Source organism: Mycolicibacterium lacusdiani (genome assembly GCF_021916785.1).
Taxonomy (GTDB): domain Bacteria; phylum Actinomycetota; class Actinomycetes; order Mycobacteriales; family Mycobacteriaceae; genus Mycobacterium; species Mycobacterium lacusdiani.
On record NZ_JAKCFC010000011.1, the window covers coordinates 117,482 to 142,960 of the forward strand.

The 25,479-nt window shown below is 68.8% G+C and carries 13 protein-coding genes; 6 read left to right on the plus strand and 7 right to left on the minus strand.

The features are described from left to right. Window position 1: 1 nt before the first annotated feature. Window positions 2-11,014 (minus strand): type I polyketide synthase, encoded by an 11,013-nt coding sequence (locus tag LOK44_RS25640; RefSeq protein ID WP_237572908.1) that lies wholly within the window; start codon window positions 11,012-11,014, stop codon window positions 2-4. Between the two features lie 175 nt (window positions 11,015-11,189). Between LOK44_RS25640 and LOK44_RS25645 the strand changes: the two genes are divergently transcribed. The 4 genes from LOK44_RS25645 (at window position 11,190) to pe (ending at window position 18,795) form a co-directional block, all read left to right on the plus strand. Next, window positions 11,190-12,611 carry a condensation domain-containing protein gene (locus tag LOK44_RS25645; RefSeq protein WP_237572909.1) on the plus strand — a complete coding sequence of 474 codons (1,422 nt, stop codon included), beginning with the start codon at window positions 11,190-11,192 and terminating at the stop codon, window positions 12,609-12,611. A 56-nt stretch (window positions 12,612-12,667) separates the two neighbouring features. Then, window positions 12,668-15,673, plus strand: coding sequence for an MMPL/RND family transporter (locus tag LOK44_RS25650; protein ID WP_237572910.1), 3,006 nt, complete (start codon window positions 12,668-12,670; stop codon window positions 15,671-15,673). A 132-nt stretch (window positions 15,674-15,805) separates the two neighbouring features. Next, entirely contained in the window at window positions 15,806-17,557 is a 1,752-nt protein-coding gene (locus tag LOK44_RS25655) for an AMP-binding protein (protein WP_237573007.1), read from the plus strand. Window positions 17,558-17,643: 86 nt separating this feature from the next. Then, on the plus strand, window positions 17,644-18,795 hold the full coding sequence (gene pe, locus LOK44_RS25660; RefSeq protein ID WP_237572911.1) for an acyltransferase PE: 1,152 nt from the start codon (window positions 17,644-17,646) through the stop codon (window positions 18,793-18,795). 6 nt (window positions 18,796-18,801) lie between these two features. Here pe and LOK44_RS25665 read toward each other — a convergent pair whose 3' ends face one another. Continuing rightward, window positions 18,802-19,473, minus strand: coding sequence for a GAP family protein (locus tag LOK44_RS25665; protein ID WP_237572912.1), 672 nt, complete (start codon window positions 19,471-19,473; stop codon window positions 18,802-18,804). Between the two features lie 72 nt (window positions 19,474-19,545). Here LOK44_RS25665 and LOK44_RS25670 point away from each other — a divergent pair, with 72 nt between their 5' ends. Next, complete coding sequence (locus LOK44_RS25670) at window positions 19,546-20,550, plus strand: isopenicillin N synthase family dioxygenase (RefSeq protein WP_372481322.1); 1,005 nt, start codon at window positions 19,546-19,548, stop codon at window positions 20,548-20,550. A 54-nt stretch (window positions 20,551-20,604) separates the two neighbouring features. Continuing rightward, window positions 20,605-21,090 (plus strand): flavin reductase family protein, encoded by a 486-nt coding sequence (locus LOK44_RS25675; RefSeq protein WP_237572913.1) that lies wholly within the window; start codon window positions 20,605-20,607, stop codon window positions 21,088-21,090. Window positions 21,091-21,102: 12 nt separating this feature from the next. Here the strand turns inward: LOK44_RS25675 and LOK44_RS25680 are convergent, their stop codons facing one another. The 5 genes from LOK44_RS25680 to LOK44_RS25700 form a co-directional block, all read right to left on the minus strand. After that, window positions 21,103-21,264: a hypothetical protein gene (locus LOK44_RS25680; protein WP_237572914.1), complete on the minus strand. Its 162-nt coding sequence runs from the start codon at window positions 21,262-21,264 to the stop codon at window positions 21,103-21,105. Window positions 21,265-21,484: 220 nt separating this feature from the next. Next, the gene (locus LOK44_RS25685; RefSeq protein WP_237572915.1) at window positions 21,485-22,234 is read right to left on the minus strand and encodes a succinate dehydrogenase/fumarate reductase iron-sulfur subunit; all 750 of its coding nucleotides are present in this window, start codon (window positions 22,232-22,234) and stop codon (window positions 21,485-21,487) included. 1 nt (window position 22,235) lies between these two features. Beyond that, on the minus strand, window positions 22,236-24,224 hold the full coding sequence (locus LOK44_RS25690; protein ID WP_237572916.1) for a fumarate reductase/succinate dehydrogenase flavoprotein subunit: 1,989 nt from the start codon (window positions 24,222-24,224) through the stop codon (window positions 22,236-22,238). Window positions 24,225-24,266: 42 nt separating this feature from the next. Beyond that, window positions 24,267-25,094 carry a succinate dehydrogenase subunit SdhC gene (gene sdhC, locus LOK44_RS25695; protein WP_237572917.1) on the minus strand — a complete coding sequence of 276 codons (828 nt, stop codon included), beginning with the start codon at window positions 25,092-25,094 and terminating at the stop codon, window positions 24,267-24,269. Between the two features lie 76 nt (window positions 25,095-25,170). Continuing rightward, window positions 25,171-25,467, minus strand: a complete 297-nt coding sequence (locus tag LOK44_RS25700) for an Rv0250c family protein (protein ID WP_237572918.1) — start codon at window positions 25,465-25,467, stop codon at window positions 25,171-25,173. Window positions 25,468-25,479 lie beyond the last annotated feature (12 nt).

Sequence of the window (25,479 nt, forward strand, 5' to 3'; positions counted from 1 at the left end):
CTCAGCTCCCCGCCGCTGCTACGGGTTCCGCCTCCTGCGCAGGCGCCTCCGCCGTCTCGGCGTCCGGCAGCTGACCCACCAGGTAGTCGGCGAGCCCTCCGATCGTCGGGTAGTCGAACACCGCCGTCGCGTTGATCGTGAACGCGCCACCGAACTGACTGTGCAACCGGTTGCGGAGTTCGATCGCCATCAGCGAGTCCGTGCCGAGGTCGAGGAACCGGCTGGTCGCCGCGGGTGGTTGCGCGAGCCGCAGGAAGTTCTGCACCTCGCGCTGCAGGAACTCCGTCACGAACCCGGCGCGCTGCTGCACCGGTATCTCCTGCAGCTGCCGCAGCAGCTCGCTGTCACCGATCGCCTCACCGGCCGCGCTCGGCAACACCAGGTCGAGCATCGGGGGACGGGACGCGCCGAGCACCTTCGCGGCACGCTGCCAGTTGGCCTTGATGACCGTCGCCTGGCCCGTTCCGTTGGCGACGACCTCTGCCAGCGCACTCAGCGCCGCCGAGGGTTCCAGCGGAATCAGGCCCTGGGCACTGATGTTCGCGGTCGCAGCCTCCGACGACGCCATGCCGCCCTGGGCCCACGGGCCGAAGTTGACGCCGGTGGCGGGCAGGCCGATCGCACGCCGCTGCGCGACCAAGCCGTCGAGCAGCGCGTTGGCAGTGGCGTAGTTTGCCTGCCCTGGTGAGCCGAACAGGCTCGACACCGAGGACGACACGATGAAGAAGTCCAGTTCGTCGTGCCTGGTCAGCCGGTCCAGGTGGTAGGCGCCGAAGGCCTTGGGCGCCATCGTCGTTCGGAAGCGCTCCATGCTCTGCTGGGACAGCAGCGCATCGTCGAGCACGCCCGCCAGGTGAACCACACCCGCCAGCGCCGGCAACTCCGCACGGATCCGCTTGAGCAGCCCGGCGACCTCGTCCTCGTCGCCGACGTCGGCCGCGATGACGTGGATGCGGCAGCGGAAGCGTTCGGTGATGTCGTCGATCGCCCGGCGCGCATCCGCGTCGGGTGAACGCCTGCTGGTCAGCACGATGTCGCCGGCGCCGAGCTGGGCGAGGTACGACGCCGTGTGCAGACCGATCGCGCCGAGGCCACCGGTGATCAGGTAGCTCCGATCGGCCCTCGGCGCCAGCGGCTCCGGGATCTGCAGCACGATCTTGCCGATGTGCCGTGCCTGCTGCATGCGACGGAACGCCGCCCGGGCCTCGGTCAGCGGGTAGATCTCGGCGGGCAGCGGCGTCCACACGCCTTCGGCCAGTCCCTCCGACACCTCGGTGAGCAGGTCGCGGATGCGCTCGGGCTCGGTGAGCATCACCGTGTCCAACGCGACGATCTCGTAGGCGATGTCCGGCCGGGCCTGCGCCATCTGATCCGGCGACCAGATGTCACGCTTGGCGATCTCGGCGAAGCGGCCGCCCTTGGCGGTGGCCCGCAGCGTCGCCTCGATGAACCCCTCGTTGGTCAGGCTGTTGAGCACCACGTCGACGCCTGCGCCGCCGGTGTCCGCCAGAATCTGGTCGGCGAATTCCGTTGTGCGGGAGTCATACACGTACTTCACGCCGAGCTGGCTCAGCGTCGACCGCTTGAAGGTGCTGGCCGTCGCGAACACCTCGGCACCGCACTGTTGCGCCATCTGGACGGCCGCCAACCCGACGCCACCGCTGGCGGCGTGGATGAGCACCTTGTCGCCCGGCTTGAGCCGGGCCCAGTCGAACGACAGCCGCACCGTCAGCGCGGCAGCGGGAATCGTCGCGGCCTCGACCGCACTCACCCCGTCCGGAATCGGTGCGAGGAACAGGGCGGGCACGTTGAACCGGCTGGCGAACGCACCCTGCATGGAACCGTAGACGCGCTGACCCACCTCGAGTCCCGTTACGCCGTCGCCCAACTGGGTCACGACGCCGGCGAAGTCACCGCCGATCGGTCCGGGGTCGCCGGGGTACAGGCCAAGGACGTTGAGCACGTCGCGGAAGTTGAGGCCTGCGGCCTCCACCCGAACCTGCACGTAGCCCTCGTCCGGCGACGGCACGTCCTTCTCGGTCAGGCGGAGGTTGTCGATCGCCCCGCGCTCGGTGGGCGCCAGGACGTAGTCGCCGCCGCGCGGCACCGTGAGATGACCGGTGCGGGCCCACGGCACCAGCCGTGACGCGAGCAGCTTGCCCTGTCGCACAGCCAGTTCCGGCTCGTCGACGGGGGTGGCCAGCATGGCTGCCAGAGCGGTCACGGCCTCTGGTGATCCGTCGCAGTCGACCAGCTTGGCGCGCAGCGCGGGTTCCTCGTTGATCGCCGTGCGGCCGAAGCCCCACAGCGCAGCCTGCACCGGGTCGACGGGCTCACCGGACTCGCATGCCACGGCCCGTTCGGTGACGATCCACAATCCGCCGGGCAGCTTCACGTCGCCGCGCTGCACGGTGTGTACCGCGCTGAGCAGGTTGGCGATCTCGGTCTCGACCCGTGCTGCCGCGCTCCCCGAGCCGAGGTCTTCGGCTGCCGAACCCGGCCCGCTGGCCCGCCACACGACGCCGGAGAAACCCATGCCCCGCTCGTGGGCATCGGCCAGCACCCGTCCCAGCTGCTCCGCATCGCCGGCGCGGTCGAACGGGATGCACCCCGGCACCATGGCGGCCAGTTCGTCGAACCCGGCGATCAGCCACGTGCCGTTGACGTTTCCGGCACCGTCGGTTGGCGGTACGGGCACCTCGTGCCAGCCGAGGGTGTACAGCAGGCGGGTCGCGTCGCCGCCGAGACCGCGCAGCAGCGCCTCCCGAGGCGCGCGCTTCACGGTGAACTCGCGAATACCGCCGAGGTGGCGGCCATCCCGGTCGACGAAGTCCAGGTCGAACACCTGGGTCTCGTTGTCCAGGTCGTTGGCGTGCCACGTGGCGCGGCAGTAGAAGCGCCGGGGCATCTTCTCCCGCATCGTCACCTGCCCGTACCGCAGCGGCAGGAACAGATCGCTGACACCCTGCTCGGCGGCGAGCAGCGCGGGGAACGCGGGGAAGGCGACACCGGTGCACAGGTCCATCAGCACCGGGTGCATCGGCTCGGTCCCGAGCTGTTCGGCGAGTTCGGGACCGACCAGGATGTCGCCGATCGCCTCGCCGTCGCCCAGCCACAGCGACTTCAGGGATCCGGACCAGGTCGGCCCCCATGCCAGCTCCATGTCGGCGAAGGTCTCGAACAGCTCCTGCGGACGCATGCGGTCGAGTCGTTCGATCGTCTCCTCGACGGCTTCGGGCTGCGTGCCCTCCGGCTCGTCGGTGACGTCGCCGTCGTCAGCCGCACCGGCCGCGACGGTGCCGTCGGCGTTCAGGGCCCAGTCCGCGTCGCGCACGCCGTACGGGCGGCTGTGCACGGTGAACGTGAAACCGCTGCCGTCCTCGAGCGGATGCAACGTCAGCTGCACTTCGCGGGACGCCTTCTCGGGCAGGATGATCGGCTCGTAGAAGAAGACGTCCTTCACCCGCGCGGGCGTACCGACCGCGGCCAGTGCCATCGCGGCGTACGTCGCGCCGGGCACCACGACGGTGCCGTAGATGACGTGGTCGGAGAGCCACGGCTGCGACTTCACGGACAGCCTGCTGGTGTAGACGGAGTCGCCCGAGGCGAGATCCTTTGCGTTGCCGAGGATGCCCGATACCGCAGGCCCGCCGCCGTCCATGGCGAGCCCGGAGGTCTTCGGCCAGAAGCGGCGATGCTGGAACGGATAGGTGGGCAACTCCAGCCTGCGGCCGGGCCTGCCGTGCAGGCCGGCGAAGTCGGGCTGGTGCCCGCCGACGTAGGCCGCGGCCAGCGCATCGGCGATCTGGCGCCGATCGCCGACGCCCTTGCGCAGCGAGACGATCGCGCGCGGAGCCGCCAGGTGTTCCGGCCAGACCTGTACCGCGGCACCGGTCAGCACCGGTTGCGGACCGATCTCCATCAGTACCGAACATCCGAGCGCCGCGACTGTGCGCACGCTCTCGGCGAACTGCACCGGTTGGCGGGAGTGCCGCCGCCAGTAAGAGGCGTCGAGCGGGGTCTGCGCCGTCAGCACGGCACCGGTGCGGTTGCACACCAGCGGCAACGTCGGGGTCGCGAACCGCAGTCGGGCGGCGTAGGACTCGAACTCGTCGAGCACCGGCTCCAGCAGCTCGGAGTGGAAGGCATGGCTGGTCTGCAGCCAGGTGCAGCGGATCGCCTCGTCCTCGAACGTCGCGACGAGCCGTTCCAGGTCCTCGCCAGGGCCCGAGAGCACGGTGTTGGGACCGTTGTAGGCGCCCACCGACACGCGCGGGAACGCGCCTGCGGCCTCCTCGACCTGCTTGGCGTCGGCGAACACCGCGACCATCCGCCCGCCTTCGGGCAGGCTGCCGAACAGCAGGCCGCGCTGGGCCATCAGCCGCGCGCCGTCCTCGAGGCTGAACACCCCGGCCACGCAGGCCGCCGCGTACTGACCGACGCTGTGCCCGAGCACCACGTCGGGCACGATGCCCCACGACTGCCACAGCCGGGCCAGGCCCATCTCGACGGCGAACAGCGCCGGTTGCGCGAAGGACGTGTCCCGCAGGGCCTTTCCGGCTTCTCCGCCCGTTTCACGGTCGGTGGCGAACACGACGTCCAGCAGCGGGCGCGGCAGAATGTCCGCCACCGCGTCGGCGCAGCGCTGCACGGTCTGGGCGAAGACCGGCTCGTGCGCGAACAGTTCCCTGGCCATGCCCGGGTACTGGCTGCCCTGTCCGGTGAACAACCACGCCGTCGTCGGGCGGTGCGTGTGCTCGCCGCGAACGACGCCGGGGCGCAGGCGATTCTCGGCCAGGTCGGCAAGAGCTGCACGCGCGCCTTCGATCGAGTCGACGACCAGTGCGGCGCGGTGTTCGAAGTGCGAACGGCCCGTGCCTGCCGTGAGGCAGACGTCGCCGAGGTCGGCGTCGGGGTTGATGGTCAACCAGGTCTCGTACCGCTGAGCCAGCGCGACGAGGGCTTCCGGTGACCGCGCGGAGAGCGCGAGCACGTCGACCCGCTGATCCTGCGACTGCGGTGCCTCCGGAGTCGCAGTTTCCGGCTGCGGCGCCTCTTCGATCAGCACGTGCGCGTTGGTGCCGGTGAACCCGAACGAACTGACGCCTGCCCGGCGCGGCCTGCCGTTGGTCTGCCACGGCGTCGACTCGGCGACGACGCGTACGGGCAGCGAGTCCCACGGAATGTGCGGTGACGGGTTGTCGAAGTGCAGGCTCTTCGGCAGCAGGCCGTGCTGCAACGACAACACGACCTTGATCAGCCCTGCTGCGCCCGAGGCGGATTCGGTGTGGCCGATGTTGGTCTTCACCGATCCCATCAGCAGCGGCCGGTTCGCGTCGCGCGAACCGCCGTAGGCGGCTGCGGCGGCCTGGACCTCGATCGGGTCACCCAGCGGCGTGCCCGTGCCGTGTGCCTCGAGGTAGTCGACGTCTCCGCCGGTCAGGCCGGCACGGGTCAGTGCCGTGCCGATGAGCCGTTGCTGCGCACCACCATTGGGTACCGTCAGGCCACTGGACGCACCGTCCTGGTTGACCGCGCTGCTGGGAATGATGGCGCAGATCCGGTCGCCGTCGCGCTCGGCGTCGCTCAACCGCTTGAGCACCAGCATGCCGCAGCCCTCGCTGCGCACGTATCCGTCGGCGCTGGCGTCGAACGTCTTGCACCGCCCCGCCGGGGACAGCATCCGGGCGCGCGACGCGGCAACGACCGTCACCGGACTCAGCAGGACGTTGACCCCGCCGGCCAGCGCCATGTCGCAGTCGCCGGAGCGCAGGGCAAGGCAGGCCTGGTGCACGGCGACCAGCGCCGAACTGCACGCGGTGTCCAATGCGACCGCGGGACCCTCGAGGCCCAGCGCGAACGCGACGCGACCGGAGATGGCGTTGAGCGCATTGCCGGTGATGAAGTGCGGTTCGATCTTGTCGATCGACTCGGCGGACAGCAGGTGGGCGTACTCGTTGGCGGCCACGCCGGTGAAGATGCCGGTCGAACTGCCGCGCAGCGATGCAGGCGAGTACCCGGCGCGCTCCAGGCCCTCCCAGACGGTCTCGAGAATCAGCCGCTGCTGCGGCTCGATCCACACGGCCTCGCGCGGCGAGATGCCGAAGAACTCCGGGTCGAATCCGTCGATGCCGTCGAGGAATCCGCCGAACCGCGTGTAGGTCTTGCCCGCGGCGTCGGGATCGGGGTCGTAGAACTCGTCGATGTCGAAGCGGTCCTCGGGGACTTCACGGATGGCGTCGACACCGTCGGCGAGCAACTCCCAGAACGCTTCCGGGTTGGGCGCGCCGGGGAAGCGGCACGACACCGCAACGATCGCGATCGGCTCGTCGGTGCTCGTCCGCGCCACGGGCGCGGGGCGCGGTGCCGGGGCGGCCTGCTCACCGAGGCCGAGCACGTCGCCGAGCAGGTAGTCGGCGACGTCCGTCGGGCGGGGATGGTCCATCACGAGCGTGATGGGAATCTCCTTGCCGACGCCCTGCTCGATGCGGCGTCGCAGTTCGACGGCCATCAACGAATCCATGCCGAGGTCGAAGAACCCCGCGTCCTCGCGGATCTCCTCGACGTCCACGCGCGTCACCTCTGCGACCGCGTTGCGCAGGTAGTCGGTCAGGAGCCGTTTGCGTTGCTGCACGGGGGCATTCGTCAATTGCTCGACCAGCCGCGTCTTGCCCGACGCCGTGGTGGACACTGCTGCCGCCGGTGCGGTGGGCACCTCGCGTTCCAGTTCGGCCAGGAATGCCCGCCGTCCCGCCTGCTGGTAGAGCGGGAGGAAGCGGGCCCAGTCGATCCGGGCCACCACACCCTGTGCCGACCCGCCGTGCGCAGCGGACGTCGCCACGACGTCGGCCAGACCCGCGAGGGCATCGGCGGGGGACAGGGTCCGGACGCCGCGTTGGTCCAGGCGCGCGCGGGACTCGGCGTCGGCCATGCCCGCCGACCACGGGCCGAAGTCCACGCTGGTCGCCGCGATGCCCTGCTCGCGCAGCCGCCACGCCAGCCCGTCGAGGAAGGCGTTCGCCGCGCCGTAGGTGGTCTGGCCGAAGCCGCCCCACACCGCGGCGATCGACGAGGTGCTGATGAAGAAGTCGAGGTTCAGGTCAGCGGCTGCTTCGCTCAGATGCCATGCGCCCCAGACCTTTCCGGCGAAGACGCGATCCACCTCGGCGTCGTCCACATCGGTAAGGGCGGTGGTGGCGATCTCGCCTGCGGCATGCGCGATGCCGGCGAGCGGTGGCATCCCGGCCCGCGCGACTGCCAGTAGGCGTGCGACGTCGTGCGCATCGGCGACGTCGGCCGTGACGACGCGGACGTCGCAGCCGTGCTGGTCGCCCAGTGCGGCGATTCGTTGGGCGACGGCGTCGTCGGGTGCGCGTCGGCTGGTGAGGATCAAGTGCTTGGCGCCCAGGGCAGCCAGGTGGCCGGCGATCTCCAAGCCAATGGCGCCGAGGCCTCCGGTCACCAGATAGGTGGCGTCGCCGCGCACGCTCAGCGGCGTACCGCTCGGCTGTTCGACCCGCCTGACCAAGCGGGGAACGTAGACCGTGCGATCACGCAGCGCGATCTGGTCCTCGCGGGCGGCGGTGCCTGCCGGCGCGGAGATACGGTCGACGAGTTCGGACCACTCGGCGGTGCCGCCGTCGCCCAGATCCGCCAAACCGCCCCATACGTGCGGCAGTTCGAGTGCTGCTGCGCGGCCGAAACCCCACAGGCACGTCTGATCCGGGCACACGCTGTCGGCGTCGGTGACGCGTTGAGCGCCGCGGGTCACCACCCAGACGGGAGCGCGCAGGTCGGCGGCCGCCGCGGCGCGCAGGAGTCGCCGGGTTCCGCCGAGGACGTCGTGGTGCATCCGCAGCAGCGACCGCATCGAGGGTGCAGAAGCGGACAGCGCCGCGACGTCGAGGATCCGCAGCGCCGAACTGTGTGCTGCCGCAGCGCGCAACGCGTCTGCGAGTTCCGATTCCTCGGCATCCGACGACGGCAATCCGAGGACGCGGTGGCGGTGGCCGCGTGCGGTCAGCAGGTCGACCAGGGGGCGAATCGCATCGCCGGCGTCGCCGACGAGGATCCAGTCGGCGTCCGTGCCAGCGTCGGAGACGGGGGTAGTGGAGACGTCCCAGCGGAATTCGTAGCGGTCGTTCGCCATCGACTGGGTCGTCCGCTGCTGGTTGTGCCGGTCCACGAGCTTGGTCAGCACCGACACGGTGTGCTCGTCGCCGCCCGCACCGTCGAGGAGGGCCGCGAGTTCCTCGATGCGGCCGTCCTCCAGGAGGCGCACGGCGTCGGTACGCGGACCGCCACTCTGCTGCCGGGTCTCCCGCCGGTCGGCCTGCTGGCCGTCCCGGAAGGAGTACTCGCGGTGCTCGAACGGATAGGTGGGCAGGTCGAGCTTGCGCGCCAGGCTCTGGGCGAACGCGGCGAAGTCGGGTAGGTGGCCCAGAACGTATGCGTCGGCAACCGCTTCGGTGATCTGCCGGTGATCGGCGGTGTTTCGGCGCAACGAGGTGATGACCCGCGGTGCGGTGGCCGGATCGGGCCAGGCGCCGAGGGCCGCCGCGGTGAGCACCGGCCGCGGCCCGATCTCGACCAGCAGCTTGCAGTTCAGTTCGGCGAGGGTGCGAACGCTCTTGGCGAATTGCACCGGTTGGCGCGCGTGCCGGCGCCAGTACGAACCGTCGAGCTGCACGCTCCTGCCGAGCGCGGCACCGGTGCGGTTGTCGATCAGGATTCGTTGCGGCGCACCGAATTCGAACCCGTCGGCGTAGGACTCGAACTCGTCGAGGATCGGGTCCAGCAGTGCCGAGTGGAACGCGTGGCTGGTGTCCAGCCAGTCGCACCGCACGCCGTCGGCTGCCAGCACGGCGACTGCGGGCTCCAAATCGGCTGCGGGACCGGACAGTACGGTATTGCCGCCGTTGTACGCCGCGACCGACAGGCTCGGGTAGTCGTCGGTCAGACGCTCGACGCGCTCTGCGGCGGCGGACACCGCGACCATGCGCCCACCCGCGGGAAGACTGCCGAAGAGGCGGCCGCGTTCGGCCATCAGCCGCGCGCCGTCCTCGATGCCGAACACCCCGGCGACGCACGCCGCGGAGTACTGGCCGACGCTGTGGCCCAGCACCACGTCCGGCTCGAAGCCCCAGGACTGCCACAGGCGGGCCAGGCCCATCTCGACCGCGAACAGGGCGGGCTGCGCGTAGGACGTCTGCCGCAGGGTGGCGTCATCAACCTCGTCTAGGCCGAAGATCACGTCCAGCAGCGGCTTCTCGAGCACGTCGGCGACCGCGGTCGCGCACCGGTCCAGTGTCTCGGCGAACACCGGCTCGGCGGCGTACAGCTCACGGGCCATGCCGGGGTACTGGCTGCCCTGGCCGGTGAACAGCCAGGCCGTCTTGGGTACGTCATGGGTTTCGCCGCGCACCAGACCGGGTGCGGGGCGGTCGTCTGCGAGCGCACCGAGCAGCTCGATGGCGGATTCCCTGGTGTCGGCCACCAGCGCGGCCCGTTGCTCGAGGTGCGCACGCGCCGCACCGGCGGTGAAGCACACGTCGGCCAGGGTGGCCTCCGGGTGTTCGCTCATCCAACTGCGGTACAGGCCGGCGACCTGGGTCAATGCCGCCGGCGTCCGCGCCGACAGCGGGAGCACGTGGTAGCGGCCCGGATCCGCGTCCCGCACCAGTGCTTCGGCGGCCACCGGAGCTTCCTCGAGGATGACGTGCGCGTTCGTCCCGGCGAACCCGAACGAGCTGACCCCGGCGATGCGGGGGCGTCCGCCGTGCTCCCAGGGGGTGGTCTGCCGAACCACTTCCACGGGAAGCCGGTCCCACGGGATGTGCGGTGACGGGTTCTCGAAGTTGAGATGCTTGGGCAGGGTCTGGTGCTCGAGCGACAGGACCACCTTGATGACGCCCGCGATGCCTGCGGCTGCTTCGAGGTGCCCGATGTTGGTCTTCGCCGAGCCGATGAGCAGCGGCTGGTCCGGTGCGCGTCCGACGCCGAGCGCCGCACCCGCCGCCTGGGCCTCGATGGGGTCGCCCAGCGACGTGCCGGTACCGTGCGCCTCCAGGTATCCGACGTCACGGGGTTCGAGGTCAGCGCACCTCAGCGCGGCGGCGATGACCCGTTGCTGCGCAACGCCATTGGGCACCGTCAGGCCACCCGAGGCGCCGTCCTGGTTGACGGCGCTGCCTCGGATCACGGCACGGATCCGGTCACGGTCGCGGATCGCGTCCTCGAACCGCTTGACCACGATGACGCCGCAGCCCTCGCCGCGGACGTAGCCGTCGGCGGCCGCGTCGAAGGTCTTGCACCGACCGTCGGGTGCGAGCATGCGGGCGTGCGAGAACGTGATCATCGTGGCCGGGGCAAGCAGGACGTTCGCACCGCCGGCGAGCGCGAGGTCGCACTCGCCCAGGCGCAGCGCCTGGCATGCCTGATGGATCGCGACGAGCGACGAACTGCACGCCGTGTCGACGGCGACCGACGGCCCCTGCAGACCCAGTCGGTAGCTGATCCGTCCCGCCGCCGCGGCGTTCGACGTCCCGATGGCCATGTAGGCCTCGATCTCGTCGTGGGTCAGCTCGTCTGACTGCATGCCCAGGTAGTCGTGGGTGGCCAGACCCACGAACACGCCGGTGTTGCTCTCGGCCAGCGAGGACGGCGCGATCCCGGCATGCTCGACCGCGCGCCACGCCGTTTCCAGCAAGATCCGATGCTGCGGGTCCATCAGCCGGACCTCACGCGTCGCCATCCCGAAGAACGGGGCGTCGAACCCGGTCACGTCGTCAACGAAACCGGCACGACGGGTCACGATCTTGCCGGGCACACCTGGTTCGGGGTCGAAGAACTCGTCGGCGTCCCAGCGATCTCGAGGGACCTCGGAAATTGCGTCACGGCCGTCACGCAGCAATTCCCAGAACTCATCTGCATCTCTGGCCCCAGGCAGGCGCGCCGCATACCCGACGATGGCGAAGCGAGGGGTCGGATCGATCTGACCTTCGACGGATCCCATGCAGTTGTCCTCCCCGTGCCACGATCGAACTTCGGGGGCAACTATGACACGTTCGTGACGGCTCGTGCGCGGCGTCGTGGTCGACGGTCGAGGCCCCGACGAGGGTATGTTGATCCCCGCCAAGGGTGCTGCCGGAGCTTTGCCGGCGGACGGGCAGAACCGGAAGGGCCATAGCTTGCGCATCGGGAAGATCACGGTCGGCGCACTCCACGAATGGTCGTTGACCCCGGGTTCGGTGACCTCCTGGCATCCAACGGCCGCAGCTGCGGACGTCGCGCGGCAGGCGCCGGTCAGCTCGGTGCCGGTCAGCCACATGCAGCGTCAGCACCTCCGCAACTACTGCGACAGGAACGACGCGGGGCTCAACTTCTCCCGGCAGATCATCGCCAGCTGCGAGATGCCCGGCCAGTGCGACATCGCCGCCATGAACGACGCCGTGAACGCCTACCTGCGCAGGCACGACACGTTCCGCAGTTGGTTCGAACGGACCGACGCCGGCGAATTCATCCGGCGCGCCATCGACGACCCGGCGCAGATCGAGTTCGTGCCGGTGGATCAGGGACAGTTGACCGTCGACGAGATCCGCGCGCACGTGGTGGCGATCCCGAACCCGCTGGAGTGGGGTTGCTTCACGTTCGGCGTCATCCAGAACGAGAACGACTTCAAGTTCTTCGCCTCCATGGATCACGTGCACGGCGACGCCACGCTGATCGGCACGACGATGATGGAAGCCAACGGGATGTACTCCGCGCTGAGCGGTGGCGGTCACGCCCTGACGCTCCCCGATGCGGGCAGCTTCGACGACTTCTGCGTTCGCGAGCACGACTACACCTCGGCGTTGACCGTCGATTCGCCCGGTGTGCAGCGGTGGATCGACTTCGCCGAGAACAACGGTGACGGCTTCCCCGACTTCCCGCTGCCGCTGGGCGACCCGAACGAGGCGACCAGCAGCGACATGACCTCAGAGGTCCTGTTGGACACCGCGCAGACCCAACGCTTCGACGAGGCCTGCGCAGCGGCGGGCGCCCGGTTCGTCGGCGGTCTGTTCGCGTGCCTCGGCCTCGTGGAACACGAATTCACCGGCGCGCTCACCTATCACGGGCTGACGCCGAGGGATTCCCGCACGGCAGGCGACAACTTCATGACCCAGGGCTGGTTCACCGGCCTCATCCCGATCAGCGTCCCGATCGCCGCGACGTCGTTCAGCGATGCCGCGTGGGCAGCGCAGTCGTCGTTCGATGCCGGCCTCGACATGGCCAGGGTGCCGTACTACCGCGTCCTGGAGTTGGCGCCATGGCTGAACTGGCCGCAGCCGAACTTCCCGGTGTCGAACTTCCTGCACGGCGGCGCTGCTCCGCTCAACGCGATCCTGGCCGCGGCGGACATGGGGCTGGCCAACGACATCGGGATCTACCCCGACGGCCGGTTCTCCTACCAGCTGACGATCTACGTCTTCCGCTACGGCGAGGGCACGGTGATGGCGATCATGCATCCCGACAACCCGGTTGCCAGGAAGTCGGTCACCCGCTACATGCAGGCGATGAAGTCGGTGGTGGGGCGGGTCGCCGACAGCGGGCAATGGGGACGCGTGGCATAGCGGAGTGCGATCCGACGGCAGCGTGACGCGGGATTCGGGGCGAGGGTGAGGGCGATATGCGACGGCTAGCCGATCTCGTGGTGCGGTGGCCATGGGCAGTGATCGGGGTGTGGGTCGCCTTGGCGATCGCACTGCCGCTCGCCTTTCCGTCGCTGGGCACGATGGCGCAGCGCAACCCGCTCGCGATCCTCCCCAGCGATGCGCCGTCGAGCGTCACCGCCGAGAAGATGACCGAGGCGTTCCAGGAGCCGGGCAACGACAACCTCCTGTTGGTCGCGCTCATCAACGAGAACGGGCTGGAACCCGCCGACGAGGCGACGTACCGCAAGCTCGTCGACGCGGTGCGCGACGACGTGCGCGACGTCGTGTCCGTCCAGGACTTCGTCGCCACGCCTCAGCTGCGGCCGTTCCTGACGAGCGAGGACAAGACGACCTGGGTGTTGCCGGTGAGTCTGGCGGGGGAGTTGGGGACACCGCAGGCGTTCGACGCGTTCAACCGGGTGGCCGACGTCGTCGAGCGCAGCGTCGCGGGCAGCCCGCTCGACGTGCACCTCACCGGACCCGCGGCGACCGTCGCCGACCTGACCGTCGCGGGTGAGCAGGACCGTCTGCCGATCGAGCTCGCGATCGCCTTCCTGGTGCTCGCCGTCCTGCTGCTGGTGTACCGCAGCGTGGTCACGATGCTGCTGCCGCTCGTCACGATCGGCTCGTCGCTAGTGGTCGCCCAAGCGGTGGTGGCCGGCTACTCCCATCTGACGGGCGCAGGCGTCTCGAACCAGTCCATCGTGTTCCTCAGCGCGATCATCGCCGGCGCAGGCACCGACTATGCCGTCTTCCTCATCAGCCGCTACCACGACTACCTGCGGTCGGGCGCCGAGTACGACGCCGCGGTCAAGGCGGCGATGGCGTCGATCGGAAAGGTGATCACCGCATCCGCCATCACGGTGGGCCTCACGTTCCTGCTGCTGAGCTTCGCCAAGATGGGCGTGTTCAAGACCGTCGGGGTGTCGTCGGCGATCGGAATCGGCGTCGCCTACCTCGCCGGGGTGACCCTGCTGCCTGCGATCCTGGTGCTCGCCGGGCCGCGCGGCTGGGTCAAGCCGCGGCGTGAACTGACCACCCGGTTCTGGCGACGTTCGGGCATCCGCATCGTCCGCCGGCCGGTGACCCACCTGGTCGCGAGCCTGCTCGTCCTGGCGCTGCTGGCCGGGATGTCGATCTTCGCCCGCTACAACTACGACGACCGCAAGGTCGTGGAGGCATCGGCGCCCAGTTCGATCGGGTACGCCGCCCTCGAGCGCCACTTCCCGATCAGCCAGTCGATCCCCGAGTACATCCTCATCCAGTCGCCCCACGATCTGCGCACGCCACGAGCGCTGGCGGACCTGGAGCAGCTGGCCTCACGCGTCGAGCAGCTGCCCGACATCGGCATGGTCAGCGGCATCACCCGGCCCCTCGGGGAGGTGCCGCCGGAATTCCGGGCCACGTTCCAGGCAGGCATCGTCGGTGACCGGCTGGCGGGCGGCTCCGCCCAGATCGGCCAGCGCAGCGGGGATCTGAACCGACTCGCCGCCGGGGCCGACACGATGGCCGAGAGCCTCGCCGACGTGCGCACCCAGATCAACCAGATAGCGCCCAGCATCCAGAGCCTGGTCGACACGTTGTCCGCGGTCCGAACCGAGGACAACGGCGACAAGCTGGTGCGCGACGTCGAGGTCGCGGCGAAGCTGGTCGCCAGCGTGAACGCGCTCGCCAACTCCATGGGCGTGAACTTCGCGGCGGTCAAGAACGTCTTCGCCTGGATCGGCCCGGTGCTGGCGGCGCTGCAGGGCAACCAGATCTGCGACGCCAACCCCTCCTGCCGCGACACCCGCATGCAGTTCCAGCGCCTCGTCGACGCGGACAACGACGGCAGCCTCGACCAGATCAACCAGCTGGCCGGAGAACTCCAGAGCGTCGACGACAAGGAGTCGCTCAACGCGACGGTCAAGAAGCTCAACGCCGCCCTCACCAGCGCCAACAAGGCCGTCAAGGCCATGGGACTCGATCGGCCCGGCGGCCCGCAGGCCGGTCTGCGCGAGTTGCAGCAGGGTGCCAACAAGCTGGCAGGCGGCAGCCGCGACGTGGCCAACGGCGTGGACGAACTCGTCGAGCAGGTAAAGGTGATCGCCGCTGGCCTGAACGAGGCATCGACGTTCCTGCTGAACATGCGCAGCAACGCAGGCGACCCGGCGCAGGCCGGGTTCAACATCCCACCCGAGGTGCTGAACCTGTCGGACTTCCAGAAGGCGGCTCAGGCGTACATCTCGCCGGACGGCCGTTCAGTGCGGTACCTGGTGCAGACCGAACTCAACCCGTTCAGCTCCGAGGCGATGGATCAGGTCAACCAGATCGGCGACGTTGCCAGGGGTGCGCAGCCGAACACCACGCTCGCCGACGCGACGATATCGATGGGTGGACTGCCTGCCGCGCTGCGCGATACGCGCGACTACTACCAGCAGGACATTCGCTTCATCATCATCGCGACCATCATCGTCGTCCTGCTGACCCTGATGCTGCTGCTGCGGTCGGTCATCGCGCCGCTGTATCTCGTCGGCTCGGTGGTGGTCTCGTACTTCGCGGCCATCGGAATCGGCATCCTGACGTTCCAATACCTGCTCGGCGAGCAGTTGCACTGGAGCGTGCCGCCGTTGGCGTTCGTGGTGCTGGTCGCAGTGGGTGCCGACTACAACATGCTCTTCGTCTCGCGCATGCGCGACGAGTCTCCGCACAGCGTGCGCTACGGCATCATCCGCACGCTGAGTTCGACAGGCGGTGTGATCACGGCGGCGGGGCTGATCTTCGCGGCCTCGATGGCCGGGCTGCTGTTCTCGAGCATCGGCATCGTGATCCAGGGCGGGTTCGTGATCGGGGTGGGAATCCTGCTCGACACCTTCGTGGTACGCACGATCACGGTGCCTGCCATCGCCACACTGGTCGGGCGGGCCAACTGGTGGCCGTCGCGCATGGGCGTGCGGCAGCCGCCGTCGTCCGCCGTCCCATCGCCTGCAGAACCGGTCTAGCTGCGGCTGGGAAGCGCGCACGGTACCGAATGTGTGAAACTACGAATCGAAGCGGAGGGGCCTGATGGGGATGAGCGAACTCCCTCCACCGATCGTGGAGGACGCGAGGTGACGACAGTGCCTTCATTCACGGTGGCCCAGTCGTCGATCCTCTCGGTGCTGCACGGACGTGCCAGCATGCGCCCCGATGACGTCGCCTTCACGTTCACCGACTACGACCGGGACCCAGCCGGTGTCGTCGAGACGCTGACGTGGTCGCAGCTGTCGCGCCGAACCATGAACGTGGCGCGCGAGATTCGGCTGCACGGGTCGATCGGTGACAGGGCGGTGATCCTGGCACCCCAGGGCCTGGAGTACGTGCTCGCCTTCCTGGGCAGCATGCAGGCGGGGCTCGTCGCGGTTCCGCTACCGCTGCCGCATCGCGGCTCGACCCATGACCGGGTGAGTTCGGTCCTGGCCGATGCCCAGCCGTCGATCGTCCTCACGACGTCGGCGTCGGCGGCGGACGTCGGCGGCTACGTCGATCAGGCAGGTGTCGATCAGGCATGCCTGGACGCCGCGCCGAAGGTCGTGGCGATCGACTCGATGGACCTCGACGGCACGCTTCGTGAACCCATTCCCGCGACCGCCGACTTCCCCGACACGGCCTACCTGCAGTACAGCTCGGGTTCGACCCGGCTACCGGCCGGGGTCATGATCTCGCACCTCAACCTGCAGGCGAACTTCGAGCAGATCATGCGCACGTTCTTCGCGGGTGCGAACCCCGTGCCGGCCGGTGCGGCCACGTTCGTGTCGTGGCTGCCCTTCTACCACGACATGGGCCTCGTCCTGGGCGTGTGCGCACCCATCCTCAGCGGCCATCCCGCGGCGCTGATGAGCCCAGTTGCGTTCCTGGAGAAGCCCGCTCGATGGATACGCGCCCTGGCCGAGAATCGCCGCGCGTTCTCGGCGGCGCCCAACTTCGCGTTCGACCTCGCCGCCCGCAAGACCACCGACGGCGACATCGCAGGCCTCGACCTCGGTGGGGTGCACGGCATCATCAACGGCGCCGAACGCGTCGAGCCGGCCACCCTGGAGCGTTTCTCGGATCGGTTCGCGCACTTCGACTTTCGTGATCACATGTTGCGCCCGGCCTACGGTCTTGCGGAGGCGACTGTCTTCGTGGCGGCGGGCACCTGGAGTGAAGAAGCGCCCGCGTCGTACTTCGACGCCGACGAACTGGGCGCAGGCCGTGTCCAGCCGTGCGCGGCCCGGAAGGGCACGGCGCTGGCGCGCTACGACCTGCCGCAGTCGCCGACGGTGCGGATCGTCGACGTCGACACCCACGCTCATTGCGCGACGGACGTGGTCGGCGAGATCTGGGTGCACGGCGACAACGTCGCAACCGGGTACTGGAACAGGCCAGCGGACGAGCAGCAGTGCTTCGGCGCCACGCTCGTGGACCCGTCGCCCGGCACGCCGGAGGGGCCGTGGCTGCGAACGGGCGATCTGGGCTTCGTGTCGGATGGCGAGTTGTTCATCGTCGGCCGCATCAAGGACCTGCTCATCATCCGCGGCCGCAACCACCATCCCGAGGACATCGAGGCGACGGTCCAGCAGATCACCCGCGGCCGGGTCGCGGCGATATCGGTGCCGACCAAGAGCGCCGAGGAGCTGGTCACCGTCATCGAACTCAAGGAACGAAGCGACGAGGACTTGCCGCGGTGGCTCAGCGACGTGAAGACCGACGTCACCTCGGCGATCTCGAACGCCCACGGCCTGAACGTGGGCGATCTGGTCCTGGTGCCGCCCGGATCGATCCCCACGACGACGAGCGGCAAGATTCGACGTGTCGCCTGCGTCGAGCAGTATCGGCGGAACCAGTTCGTCCGGCTCGACGCGTGAGCCCCGCCGATGGCGGGCGAGCCGCTGTAGGGTCGGGACCCGAGGCAGGGCGTCGAGTAGGGCCGGGAGCGAAGTGTGAGAACCCCATGAAGCGACTTCTCGCCTTTGGCACCGCCTTCGCGACCATCGGCGCCGCAGGCGTGCTCGGCCTGGGAACCGCAGCGGCCGACGACACTCCGGTTCCGCCGCCGCCTCCGATCCCCGGTGCCGGGCCGCAGGGACCGCCGCCACCGATCGGCACCCCGGGCAGGGCCTACGCCCTGGGCGGCGCGCACGTGCTCGGCATCCCGTACGACGAATACATCATGCGCACCGGCGCCGAATGGTTCCCCGGCCTCGACCGCCAGATCGTCGACTACCCCGCGGGACAGGTGCAGGGCCACACGCTGGAACGGCTGTTCCCGGGCATCGGCCGCCTCGACGACGGCTTCCCCGGGCTGGGCATCGACGGTCCAAGCTACGGCGAGTCCATCGACGTCGGCGGGCCCAACCTGATCAACGCAATCCGCGCCGGAGGCCCCGGCACCGTCATCGGACTCTCCGAGGGTGCGTCGGTGCTCGACGACGTCCAGGCGCGTCTGGCGTACGACCCGGCCGCTCCGCCACCGGACCAGCTGAGCTTCGCCACGTACGGCAACCCCGTCGGCAAGCATGCGTTCGGCGAGAGCTTCCTGACCCAGATGTTCCCGGTCGGCGCCGTCGTTCCCTCGCTGGACTACCGCATCCCTGCCCCGGTAGAGAGCCAGTACGACACGTACAAGTTCGTCTCCGCCTACGACAGCATCGCCGACTGGCCGGACCGGCCGGACAACTGGATGAGCGTCGCCAACGCGATCGTCGGCCTCGCGACCGGCCATACCGCGGTGGCCTTCACCAACCCGAGCATGGTGCCGCCGCAGAACGTTCGGACGACGGTCAACTCGCGCGGCGCGAAGACCACCACGTACATGATCCCGGAGGAGCACCTTCCGCTGGTGCTGCCGTTCAAGTACCTCGGGGTCCCGGCGGAGACGCTGAACCGGCTCGACGCGGTGCTGCAGCCGATGGTCGACGCGGGGTATTCGCGCAACGACGATCCGCTGACCGCGCCGATCACGGTGGACCCGGTCAACGGCTACGACCCGGCGGAGGTCACCGCACCCGCCACGAACGCGGCCTTCGGCGGCGGTTCGGATCCCGTGTCACAACTCCTCGCCGGCATGCAATACGTGCTGAACAACCAGGCGCAGCAGCCCTAGGCGCTGCTACAGGCCGGCGAAGCCCACGCCGACCAGCGCGCAGCCCACGATCGCCAACAGCAGGGCCACCCCGCGGCGGCCCTGCGCGCGCAGCCAGTCGTAGAGCGCAGCGAGCATCGAGCGGGTGCGGTCCGGGGCGACCAGGTAGCACAGCAGCGGAATCTCGACGAGCGCGAACGCCACCACGTTGAACACCAGCAGCGCGCCGAATTGAGTTGCGGCAGTGGCGCCGGATGCGACGATGAGCGCCAGCGCGGCGACGTAGTCGATCGACGGCAGCGCGATGCCGAGGCCCGCGACACCGGCCGTCCACAGTGAACCGCCGTTGAGCAGTCGCCGGGCGCGGCCCGAGATCGATGCCGGTATGCGTTCGGCCAACCCGCCGCTCGTCGCCTTCGACCGGCTCAGCAGGCCCGCGGCCACCAGCGCGGCGTTGACCAGCAGCACCAGGCCGACCACGATCTGCACGCGGGGCAGCGTGAAGTGGGCCGATCCGAGGGCCGGCCGCAGCACGAACAGGACGACGACGCCGACCGCGATGCCCATCATGAAGCCGCCCGCCAGGAACGCGAGCAGCTGCAGTGCGGGCCGGGGCCGGTTGATCGCGAGCACCGTCATGCCGATCCGGAACGGCTCCAGGCTGACCGCGACGGCCATCATCAGGAGCGGGATCCACATGGTGGGCGACACGTTACCGGCTTCCGATCAGGCAGATCCGGACGCTGGCGGGACCCAGCGGTACGGGGGAGCATGGAGCGAGTGAGCACGCTGCACACGACTTCGCGGACGTCGCGGCAGACGCTGCCCGTCGTCGACCTCGGCGACGACCCTTCGACGCTGCGCGCCCGGTTGCGTGACGTCGCCCACGAGGTCGGCTTCTTCCTCCTCACCGGGCACGGCGTCCCTGCCGAGTTGACCGAGCGCGTGCTGACCGAGGCCCGTCGCCTGTTCGCGCTGCCGCAGGCCGAGAAGGACGCGGTCGCGATGGTGCGTAGCCCGCACTTTCGGGGCTACACGCGGCTGGGCGGGGAGCTGACCGGCGGCACCGTCGACTGGCGCGAACAGATCGACATCGGCCCCGAACGCGTCCCACTCGCCGATCCGTCGGAGCCGTACCTGCGGCTGCAGGGGCCGAATCAGTGGCCGTCCGCGTTGCCCGAGCTACCGGGCGTCATCGCCGAGTGGGATGCCGCGTTGGCCGACGTCGGTCGCACGCTGCTGCGGGACTGGGCGGCGTCGCTGGGTGCGCCCGAGGACGTGTTCGACGCGGCGTTCGCCGAGACACCGGCCACGCTGATCAAGATCGTGCGCTATCCCGCGCAGGCCGATTCGCCCCAGGGCGTCGGCGCCCACCGTGACGCCGGAGTGCTGACGCTCCTGCTCGCCGAACCGGGGAGTCGGGGTCTGCAGGTTCGCGATGTAAGCGGGGACTGGATCGACGTCGACCCGCTGCCCAGCGCGTTCATCGTGAACATCGGCGAGATGCTGGAGATCGCCAGCGGCGGGTACCTGAGGGCGACCGAGCATCGTGTCGCGCTCAGCACGCGGGAACGAATCTCGGTGCCCTACTTCTTCAATCCCCGGCTCGACGCCCGGCTCCCGGTGCTGACGCTGCCCGCCGAACTGGCCGACCGGGCTCGCGGAGTCACCACCGACCCGTCGAACGAGAAGATCTTCGCGGTCTACGGCCGCAACGCGTGGAAGAGCAGGCTGCGGGCACACCCGGACGTGGCGGTCGCCCACGGCTATGGGTAGTTCGGCGCAGACCGACGAGGGCGGGCGCGGAGCCTGTGTGAAGATGAGGAAGCCATGAGCAGCACAGAACTCAGCCCGTCGTCTTTGCGCGAGGCGTTCGGGCACTTCCCGACCGGCGTCATTGCGATCGCCGCCGAGGTGGACGGCGTGCGCGTCGGGTTGGCCGCGAGCACGTTCGTCCCGGTGTCGCTGGATCCGCCGCTGGTGTCGTTCTGCGTGCAGAACACCTCTACCACGTGGCCGAAGCTGGTCGACCTGCCGTCGCTGGGTATCAGCGTGCTCGGCGAGGCGCACGACGCAGCGGCGCGGACGCTGGCGGCCAAGACCGGCGACCGGTTCGCCGGCCTCGAAACGGTGTCACGGGACAGCGGCGCAGTGTTCATCGAGGGCACCAGCGTGTGGCTGGAGAGCGCGATCGAACAGCAGATCCTCGCGGGCGATCACACGATCGTCGTGCTGCGGGTCAGCGACATCACCGTGCACGACGACGTCGCGCCCATCGTCTTCCACCGGAGCACGTTCCGGCGCCTGGGCCAGTAGTCCGCGCGCAAGCTAGGGCCGCGCGCCGAGTTCCTCGCGGTAGTACTGCACGCGCCGATCGAGTTCGGCGGCGTCGTCGGGCCTACCCTCCTTGCGCGCCAGTTCGGCACGGGTGGAGAGTTCGCGGATCGCGGTCCGAATGTCGTTGACGCTCTGAGTTTCTCTCGTCCTCACGAGGCCGCCCTTCGTCGATGAACTGGCTGCTCGATCCCGAGCGTACGCCGCAAGAATCAAGACCAACTGCGACTCAGCAGACTCCCAACGTGAAGCCAGCGTCACCCCCGTGGTCGGGCGTGACGCTGGCTTCCCGGTCGAGGCGTCGGCAGCAAACTACCGGCGCTGTCTGCTCTTCGCGCAAGCGCTCATCGCCGCTGTCTGCTCTTCGCGCAAGCGCTCATCGCCGGAACAGCTTGTTGCCCAACCACACGATTGGGTCGTACTTGCGGTCGGCGACGCGTTCCTTCATCGGGATCAGCGCGTTGTCGGTGATCTTGATGTGCTCGGGGCAGACCTCGGTGCAGCACTTGGTGATGTTGCAGTAGCCGAGCCCGTGCTCCTCCTGCGCGATGTCCTTGCGGTCCGCGACGTCGAGCGGATGCATGTCCAGCTCGGCGATCCGCATGAGGTACCGCGGCCCGGAGAACGACTGCTTGTTCTCTTCGTGATCACGCACCACGTGGCAGACGTTCTGGCACAGGAAGCACTCGATGCACTTGCGGAACTCCTGGCTCCGGTTCACGTCCTCCTGCTGCATCCGGTACTCGCCCGGCTGCAGGTCCTTCGGTGGGGTGAACGACGGGATCTCGCGCGCCTTCTCGTAGTTGAAGGACACGTCGGTCACCAGGTCGCGCATCACGGGGAAGGTCCGCAGCGGGGTGACGGTGACGGTCTCGTCCTCCCCGAAGGTCGACATCCGGGTCATGCACAGCAGTCGGGGACGGCCGTTGACCTCCGCCGAGCACGATCCGCACTTGCCCGCCTTGCAGTTCCACCGCACGGCGAGGTCGTTGGCCTGAGTGGCCTGCAGGCGGTGGATGATGTCGAGCACCACCTCGCCCTCGTTGACCTCGACGGTGTAGTCCTTCAGCTCGCCGCCTGAGTCGTCGCCGCGCCAGACCCGCAGGCTCGCATCGTAGGAAGCCATGTCAGCCCTTCCGTTGGGGGTGCTCGTGGAGTTCGCCGTCGGTGTAGTACTTCTCCAGCTCGGACAGTTCGAAGCACTCCAGCAGGTCGGGCCGCATCGGGTCCTGCGGCTCGGCCTCCACCGTCACGCGCGGAACCATCGCTTCGGCGGTCGCCGCGTCGGTGGTCCGGCATACCAGCAGCTTGTTGCGCCACTTGGCGTCCATCTCGGGGAAGTCGTCGCGGGTGTGTCCGCCACGGCTCTCGGTGCGCTGCAGCGCCGCCTTGGCGACGCACTCGCTGACCAGCAACATGTTCCGCATGTCGATCGCGAGGTGCCAGCCGGGGTTGTAGACGTGGCCGCCTTCGACGGCGACGTTCTGCAGCCGGCCCCTGAGTTCGTCGAGCTTGGCGAGCGCCTGCTCGATCTCCTCTTCCTTGCGGATGATGCCGACGAGATCGTTCATCGACTCCTGCAGTTCGGCGTGCAGGGTGTACGGGTTCTCGGGTTCGTCGTGCGGCTCGAACGGCGCCAACGCCATCTTCGTGGCCTCGTCGAGCGCTTCCTGCGACACCTTCGGCCGGTCGGACAGTGCCCGCACGTAATCGGACGCTCCGAGCCCGGCGCGGCGGCCGAACACCAGCAGATCGGACAGCGAGTTGCCGCCGAGGCGGTTGCTGCCGTGCATGCCCCCGGAGCACTCGCCTGCGGCGAACAACCCTGGCGTCGCGGCGCCGCCGGTGTCGGGATCGACCTCGATGCCACCCATGACGTAATGGCAGGTCGGGCCGACCTCCATCTCGTCCTTGGTGATGTCGACCTCGGCCAGCTCGATGAACTGGTGGTACATCGACGGCAGTCGACGCTTGATCTCCTCGGTCGGCATGCGCGACGCGATGTCGAGGTAGACGCCGCCGTGCGGTGTGCCACGCCCCGCCTTGACCTCGGCGACGATCGCGCGGGCGACCTCGTCGCGGGGGAGCAGGTCGGGTGTGCGACGGGCGGAGTCGTTGTCCGCCAACCACTTGTCGGCTTCTTCTTCACTCTCGGCGTACTGCCCCTTGAAGACCTCGGGGATGTAGTCGAACATGAAGCGCTTGCCCTCGGAGTTCTTCAGCACCCCGCCGTCGCCGCGCACGCCCTCGGTGACCAGGATTCCCTTCACCGACAGCGGCCAGACCATGCCGGTGGGGTGGAACTGGATGAACTCCATGTTGATCAGCGTCGACCCGGCGCGCAGCGCCAGCGCGTGGCCGTCGCCGGTGTACTCCCACGAGTTCGACGACACCTTGAACGACTTGCCGATGCCGCCGGTCGCGAGCACCACCGCAGGCGCCTCGAGCAGGATGAAGTTGCCGGTCTCGCGCCAGTAGCCGAAGGCACCCGCGATCTTGCCCGTCGGGCCGGTGTCCGCACCCGTGGCCTCGTGGGGTGCGCTCGTCTCCTCGCGCGGGCCCTTGTCGAGGATCAGGTCGGTGATGGCGCATTCGTGGAAGACCTTGATGCGGGCCTCGTAGTCGCCGAGTTCGCGCTTGTCCTCCTGCTGCAGCGAGACGATCTTCTGCTGCAGGGTGCGAATGATCTCCAGGCCCGTGCGGTCGCCGACGTGCGCGAGCCGCGGGTAGGTGTGCCCGCCGAAGTTGCGCTGGCTGATCTTGCCGTCCTTGGTGCGGTCGAACAGCGCGCCGTAGGTCTCCAGCTCCCACACCCGGTCGGGGGCTTCCTGCGCGTGCAGTTCGGCCATCCGCCAGTTGTTCAGGAACTTGCCGCCCCGCATGGTGTCGGCAAAGTGGATCTGCCAGGTGTCCTTGGCATTCGCGTTCTTCATCGCCGCCGCGCAGCCGCCCTCGGCCATCACCGTGTGCGCCTTGCCGAACAGCGACTTGGTGACGACCGCGACCCGCAGTCCGCGTTCGCGTGCCTCGATGACGGCCCGTAGTCCGGCGCCGCCGGCACCGATCACGACGACGTCGTACTCGTGTCGTTCCAGTTGAGCTTCGTGCGAAGCCATCAAACCCTCACTTGCCTATTCGTATGTAGTCGAACGATGTTGCTAACCAATGAATCTGAGGTCGGAGATGGTTCCGCTGGCCACCAGCATGACGTAGAAGTCGGTCAGCATCAGCGTGCCGAGGGTGATCCAGGCGTAGAGCTTGTGGCGCACGTTGAGCTTGCTGATCTGGCCCCACATCCAGTACCGGACGGGGTGCTTGGAGAAGTGCTTCAACCGGCCGCCAACGACGTGGCGGCACGAGTGGCAGGACAGCGTGTAGACCCACAGCATCACGACGTTGACGACGAGGATGACGTTGCCCAGCCCGAAGCCGAATCCGCTGGGCGACTGGAACGCGATGATCGCGTCGTAGGTGTTGATCACCGAGATGATCGCCGCGATGTAGAAGAAGTACCGGTGAGTGTTCTGGATGATCAGCGGGAAGCGCGTCTCGCCGGTGTACTTCGCATGCGGTTCGGCCACCGCGCACGCCGTCGGCGCCTGCCACACCGAGCGGTAGTAGGCGCCGCGGTAGTAGTAGCACGTCAACCGGAACAGCAGGAGGAACGGCAGCGACAGCGCCGCGTACGGCAACCACCACACGTCCGGCAGGAATTGCCCGAAGTGGCTGGCCTCGGGGACGCACCCCGTGGAGAAGCACGGCGAGTAGAACGGCGTCAGGTAGTGGTAGTCGGGGACGTAGTAGTTGTTCTGCATGAACGCGCGCACCGTCGCGTAGATGACGAACGCGGCGAAGCCGAGGTCGGTGATGATGGGCGAGCGCCACCACTGGTCGGTGCGGAGCGTGCGCTGCGGGATCTGCGCTCGCGTCGCCGAGAAGACGCCGGTGCCGCTGGTGTCACGGCGGTCATCGGTGGGTGCGCTCACGTACTTTGCCTCACTTCGGTCGTAATGTGCTTCGCGGCGTTGCGACGCACGGTGGTGCCGGTCTCAGGCGGCGCCGCTAGCGAGTCCCGCCGAGTCCTTCGTCGTCGACGTCCTGCCAGAAGTCGCTGGCATACTGCGTATCCGGGATGCCGATCTTCTCGCCGACGTGATGGTGGTGGGTGAACCCACGGACGAGGTCGAGTTCCTCGGCATCGATGTCGAGCCTGTCGATGTCGTTGAGGATCCTCTCGGCGTCGTTGACGATGCGGCGCATCGCTGGGGTATCCCCGTAGCGTGAAGCCAGCGAGGTCACGCAGCGCCGAAGGCCACCGATGAGTTCGTGGAGTTGGGCGAGTTCAGTAGTCGTGGACAACGAATTGACCTC